At 61.1% G+C, this 5,884-nt stretch carries 5 protein-coding genes; 4 read left to right on the top strand and 1 reads right to left on the bottom strand.

Going from position 1 to position 5,884, the window contains the following annotated elements; all coding sequences use genetic code 11:
* Positions 1-74: 74 nt before the first annotated feature.
* A complete protein-coding gene (locus ABW043_RS15535) occupies positions 75-1,397 on the top strand; it encodes a lipopolysaccharide biosynthesis protein (RefSeq protein WP_353922109.1) in 1,323 nt (440 codons plus the stop codon).
* 5 nt (positions 1,398-1,402) lie between these two features.
* Here the strand turns inward: ABW043_RS15535 and ABW043_RS15530 are convergent, their stop codons facing one another.
* Entirely contained in the window at positions 1,403-1,969 is a 567-nt protein-coding gene (locus tag ABW043_RS15530; RefSeq protein WP_353922108.1) for a hypothetical protein, read from the bottom strand.
* A gap of 150 nt (positions 1,970-2,119) precedes the next feature.
* Between ABW043_RS15530 and acs the strand changes: the two genes are divergently transcribed.
* The 3 genes from acs to ABW043_RS15515 form a co-directional block, all read left to right on the top strand.
* The gene (acs, locus tag ABW043_RS15525; protein WP_353922107.1) at positions 2,120-4,075 is read left to right on the top strand and encodes an acetate--CoA ligase; all 1,956 of its coding nucleotides are present in this window, start codon (positions 2,120-2,122) and stop codon (positions 4,073-4,075) included.
* Between the two features lie 90 nt (positions 4,076-4,165).
* Positions 4,166-5,248, top strand: a complete 1,083-nt coding sequence (locus ABW043_RS15520) for a glycoside hydrolase family 3 protein (protein WP_353922106.1) — start codon at positions 4,166-4,168, stop codon at positions 5,246-5,248.
* Positions 5,249-5,358: 110 nt separating this feature from the next.
* The coding region (locus ABW043_RS15515) for a UDP-2,3-diacylglucosamine diphosphatase (protein WP_353922105.1) at positions 5,359-5,884 on the top strand (526 nt) is incomplete at its 3' end.

Raw genomic sequence — 5,884 nt, 5'->3', positions numbered from 1 at the left:
CGGCATATCGACGGGCTGCGGAGCAGCAAGGCGCGACCGGACCAGGAACCCTATGTCTGGGACGAGTCGTTCAAATGAGCCTCGCCCGGAAGCTGGCCTCGCAGTCCTCCATCATATTTGCGGCCCGTATTTTCGGCGCCGGCTTCATCTTCGTTGCCCAGGCGCTCATTGCGCGGCTCTGGGGCGCTGATCTCCTCGGTGAATTCCTGCTGGTTGTGGCCAGCGTCAATCTCGTGTCGGTGGTGATGCCGCTCGGCTATCACACGGTCGGGACCTACTTTGCCGCGGAATACCGGGCGCGCGGCAATCGCCGGCAATTGCTGGCATTTCTGACGCGGTCCTACGGATTTGTGATCCTGACCTTTGCGGGTCTGATCGTCGCCGGCCCCATGCTGCTTGATTTTATCGGCCAAGGGCAGAGCGCCGTGGCGCTGCATTTCGTCCCGTTTGCGCTGCTGACGCTGGGTACGGCCGTGGTCTATGTGAATAGTGCCACCCTGATTGGTCTCAAGCGACCTTTCGCGGGCTTCTTTGCCGATACGCTGCTGCGGCCGATGATCGTGTTGGCGTCGTTCCTCGTGGCGCTGGGCGTCGGCATTCCGGAAGCCGGCTTCACGCAGATGCTGTGGTGCATCGGTGTCGGCTATGTCGTCGTGTCTTCTGTGCAGTTCGGCTTTGTGGTGACGAGCCTGCCGAGGATTCCGCTCGGCGAGGATGATCTTCCGCCCGAAAATCGCCGCTGGTGGCGCTTTGCGCTACCCTGGGTGGTGATCAGCCTTTCCACGGACTTCTTCTTCGACATCGATCTCCTGCTGTTGAGCCATCAGCTTGGCCGCGAGGAGCTGGCGATTTTTGGCGTCTGCACGCGCATCTTCTCGCTCGTGTCCTTCGGCGTGGCTGCGGTCTATGCCGTGACCATGCCCGACATGTTTGAGAGCGAGGCCAAGGCCGATCGTACTGAATTCAACCGCAAGGTGGGTGAGGCCAATGTGGTGGCGAGCGGGGTGGCGTTGCTGCTGTTCTGCGTTGCCTTGGTTGGCGCGCCGATTGCGCTGATGCTCTTTGGGCCAGAGTTTTCTGCCGGGGCGATGCCGCTGGCAATCCTCTGCCTGTCGCTGGTGGTTCGTTCGGCCATGGGGCCGGCTTCCATCGTGCTGTCGATCCATGACCGGCCATGGGCGAGCCTGCCGGCAATTGCGCTGGGGCTGGTCTCGCTGTTCCTTGGCAATCTGCTGCTTGTGCCGAGCTTTGGGCTCGTTGGTGCGTCGCTGGCGGCCATTTTCGCCATCAGCATCTGGTCCGTCGCGCTTTGGCTGACGGCGCTGCATACGGCACATGTCGATGTGTCGATCATGCAGTGGTTCCGCTCGCGGCGACGCGTGGCGGCGGCAGAGTAGGAACCTCAGGCCCCTACGAGACCCTTCAACCGATTCTTGAGGCGTCCGAGGCGGCCGATATTGACGCCGCTGTCATAGCCTTCGTCTTCTTTGGTGTAGAACTTTTCGATCAGCAGATAATCCTGCCCGAAGATGTGCTGCTCAAGGAGAACCGTTTCCTTGTAGCCGTAGCGCTTGAGCAGCATGCGGGCGACTTCGTTGTCCGGTCGGACGAAGGTGAAGGCCTTGTGGAAGCGCTTCTTGTCCCAGTGCTCGTCAAAGGCGCGCATGCCGAACATGCCGAGCTTGGTCTGGCGATGGGAAGGGAACACCCAGCTCCAGTAACGGAAGACGGCGCCGCATTCGGGCCCGGAGACCATTGCGCCGCCGGGGACGCCATCGGCGCACATAATCATGATGTGCCAGGGGTCGATGGCCAAGAGGTTGTGGAGAAAGGTCTTGTTGAGGCGACCCATTTCATGGGCCTTGAAGCGGTCGCTATAGTGCGGCGAGGTCGCGATCACGTCCATGAGCTCGGCATGGATCAGCGGCACATCCTCGGGCTTGGCGGCACGGATGGTCATTTCGGCCATTGATCGCTCCCTTGCGCAAATCTGCGACATTAGTCTAGCGCGATGCCGTTAATGACCCGTGGCCTTCCACTTCGGTCGCTTAGTCAAGGGCTTGCGGCGCATCACGCCCCTCTCTAGAACGGTTCTCGGGAGAGACTAGGGAGGATGACAATGAGCGAAGAGCTCTTGTTCCAGCCAAGTGCGGCCGCGATCGCACATACCCAGACGACGGGCGAGCAATATACTGCGCAATATGAGCGTTCGGTCACGGATCCGGATGGATTCTGGGCCGAACAGGCCAAGCGCCTCGATTGGGTGACCTTTCCCAAGACCATCAAGAACACGACGTTCGAGTATCCGAACGTGTCGATCAAGTGGTTTGAGGACGGGGTTCTGAACGTTGCCGCCAATTGCATCGACCGGCATCTGGCCGAGCGTGGCGACGATATCGCGATCATCTGGGAGCCGGACAATCCGGACCATGAGCCGGAATATATCAGCTATCGCAAGCTGCACGAGAAAGTGTGCCGCTGCGCCAATGTGCTGAAATCGCTGGGCGTCAAGAAGGGTGACCGCGTCACCATTTACCTGCCAATGATTCCGCAGGCTGCCTATGCCATGCTCGCCTGCGCCCGTATCGGCGCGGTGCATTCGGTGGTTTTCGGCGGCTTCTCGCCGGACGCACTGGCCGGGCGCATCAACGACTGCGACTCCGAAGTCGTCATCACGGCCGACGAAGGTCGTCGCGGCGGCAAGACGGTGGCGCTCAAGGCCAATGTCGACAAGGCGCTGCAGGATTGCCCGGGCGTTCGCAAGGTGCTCGTCGTCCACAATACCGGCGCCGATGTGCCGATGAAGGGTTCGCGCGACGTGTGGTGGCACGAGGCCGCCGCGGGCGTCGAACCGTTCCATGAGCCGGAGCCGATGAATGCGGAAGATCCGCTGTTCATCCTCTATACGTCCGGTTCGACCGGCAAGCCCAAGGGCGTGCTGCATACCCAGGGCGGCTATCTCACTTATGCATCGCTAACGCACGAGAAGACCTTCGACTACAAGCGTGGCGAAGTCTTCTGGTGCACTGCCGACGTCGGTTGGGTCACTGGCCACAGCTATATCGTCTATGGGCCGCTGGCCAATGGCGCGACGACGCTGATGTTCGAGGGCATTCCGTCCTGGCCCGATGCCAGCCGCTTCTGGCAGGTGGTCGAGCGCCATAAGGTCAATATCTTCCACACCGCGCCGACAGCCATTCGTGCGCTGATGGGTGCCGGTTCGGACTTCGTCGACAAATTCGAAATGCCGAGCCTGCGCCTTCTGGGTACGGTCGGCGAGCCGATCAATCCTGAAGCCTGGCTCTGGTATTCCAAGCACGTGGGCAAGGATCGCTGCGGCATTGTCGACTGCTGGTGGCAGACCGAAACCGGCGGGCACATGATCGCCCCGTTCCCGGGCGCTTTTCCGGTCAAGCCGGGTTCCGCCACCAAGCCGTTCTTCGGTGTGCAGCCTGTGGTGCTGTCGCCCGAGGGCGTGGTGCAGAGCCAGACCAAGGCCGAAGGCGTTCTCGCCATTGCCGATAGCTGGCCGGGGCAGATGCGCTCGATCTATGGCGATCACCAGCGCTTCATCGAGACCTATTTCACCCAATACAAGGGCTATTATTTCACCGGCGACGGATGCCGGCGCGATAATGACGGCTACTATTGGATCACTGGTCGCGTCGACGACGTGCTCAATGTTTCCGGCCACCGGCTGGGTACGGCGGAAGTCGAAAGCGCGCTTGTGGCGCATCCGAAAGTCAGCGAAGCGGCCGTGGTCGGCTATCCGCACGACATCAAGGGGCAGGGCATCTATTGCTATGTGACCCTGATGGCGGGCGAGAGCAGCTCCGACGAATTGCGGGCCGAGCTCAAGAGCTGGGTACGCAAGGAAATCGGGCCGATCGCAACGCCGGATCTCATCCAGTGGGCGCCGGGCCTGCCCAAGACCCGCTCGGGCAAGATCATGCGCCGCATTCTGCGCAAGGTTGCAGAGAACGACTTTGGGTCTCTCGGCGATACATCGACGCTGGCCGATCCGGCCGTGGTCGATGACCTGATTGCCAACCGGCAAAACAAGCCGGCTGGCTAACGCTTTCGCGAGCAAAGCGGGCGCGACCATTGTCTCGCCCGCTTTTCGTGGCCACTCTGCGCGTCAGATTCGCCCCGCCGGAGTCCCGTTTTGCGCCCGATATTCGCCGCTGCCGTCGCATGCCTAGCCATTGCCGTGCCTGTTCACGCCGCCACGCTTGAGGAAATGGCGGGGCAGATGATCGTCATGGGCTTTGAGGGCGATGGCGCGGGCGATGCGAGCGTGGAGGCCATCACAGCGGAATTGGCGGCCGGCCGGCTCGGCGGCGTCATGTATCTCAAGAAGAACGTCGCCAGCCTTGAGGCTGTCGCGGCGATGAATGCGGAATTCCGCGCAGCGTCGCCGGACCTGCCGCCTTTCATCACCATCGACCAGGAAGGCGGCGCGGTCGAGCGGCTGACCAAGGACGTCGGCTTCACCGAAATTCCCAATGCCGCAACAATTGCCGCGCGGGATACGCCGGAGGAAGCGGAAGCGGTCTATGGCGAAATGGCCAAGGGCATTGCGGCGCAAGGGTTTACCGTCAATTTCGGTCCGGTCGCCGATCTCAACACCAATCCCAACAATCAGGTGATCGCCAAGTTTGGCCGGGCGTTTGGCGCAAATCCGGCGACTGTCGTCGACTATGATCGCGCGTTTATCGAGGGGCACCACAAGGCCGGTCTCGCGACGGCCCTGAAGCATTTTCCGGGACATGGATCATCAACCGCCGACAGCCATGAGGGCTTTGTCGATATCACCAAGACCTGGTCGGAAGACGAACTGAAGCCTTATCAGGAGCTGATTTCGGAAGGCGTCGTCGACATGGTGATGGTCGGCCATCTCTATCATGCGGATTACGCCGACAGCGATGGGCAGACGCCGTCTTCGCTTTCAGCACGCTGGATCGATGGGGTTTTGCGCACCGATCTTGGTTTTGATGGCGTGGTGATCAGCGATGATCTCGAAATGGGTGCCATTCGCGATCATTTTACGCTCGAGCAAACCGTGATCGAAGGGGTGAAGGCCGGGATGGATATCCTGCTCTTTTCCAATACCGGCTATCAGCGGCCGACGCTGTCGCGGGAGGTTCTGGATATCCTCGTCAAGCAGGCCGAGAGCGATCCAACCTTCGCCGAGCGCATCGAGAGGAGCTACAACCGCATCGTCGCGCTCAAACAGCGCCTGGAATAGGGCGCGATACCCAAGGAATCGTTGGGCTTTCCACCTCTTTCTGACGAAGCCGGTTTCCTCCGTCGCGCTGCGAAGCTAAAGTGCTGCGGTAACTTGGAGGCCAGAGGGCAATGACGGATGACCGCGAGGTGCGGCGCGTAAGGGCGTTGTTCCTGTCCGACGTGCATCTGGGCATGAAGCCGACCCGGGTTAAACAACTCATCGAGTTCTTGCGCCTGCACGACGCCGAGACCATTTATCTGGTCGGCGACATTCTCGATGGCTGGCGTCTGGCCAAGGCCTGGCACTGGCCGGAGGACTACAACGTCCTGGCGCAAATCCTGCTCGACAAGGCAACGGCCGGCACCCGCGTCGTCTATCTGCCGGGCAATCACGACGAATTCCTGCGTGAGTATCTCGGCACTTATTTCGGCGAGATCGAGCTGGTGGATCGCACGATCCACACGTCAGCGACCGGTCGCACCTATCTCGTGATCCATGGCGACCAGTTCGACGTGGTGGTAATGAACGCCAAATGGCTCGCCCATGTCGGGGATTGGGCCTACAACTTCGCGCTTCGCGTGAACATCGCCATCAACTGGGTGCGCCGCCGTCTGGGCCTGCAATACTGGTCGCTGAGCGCCTGGGCCAAGCAGA

This window comes from Devosia sp. (genome assembly GCF_040509215.1).
GTDB lineage: Bacteria > Pseudomonadota > Alphaproteobacteria > Rhizobiales > Devosiaceae > Devosia.
Note: the sequence above shows the minus strand (reverse complement) of the source record. Positions and strands in the feature narration are given on the sequence as shown.

Bases quoted from the DNA above. Each gene is read 5' to 3' on its own strand.
- acs (WP_353922107.1), top strand. From the start codon at position 2,120: ATGAGCGAAGAGCTCTTGTTCCAGCCAAGTGCGGCCGCGATCGCACAT.
- ABW043_RS15530 (WP_353922108.1), bottom strand. From the start codon at position 1,969: ATGGCCGAAATGACCATCCGTGCCGCCAAGCCCGAGGATGTGCCGCTG.
- ABW043_RS15535 (WP_353922109.1), top strand. From the start codon at position 75: ATGAGCCTCGCCCGGAAGCTGGCCTCGCAGTCCTCCATCATATTTGCG.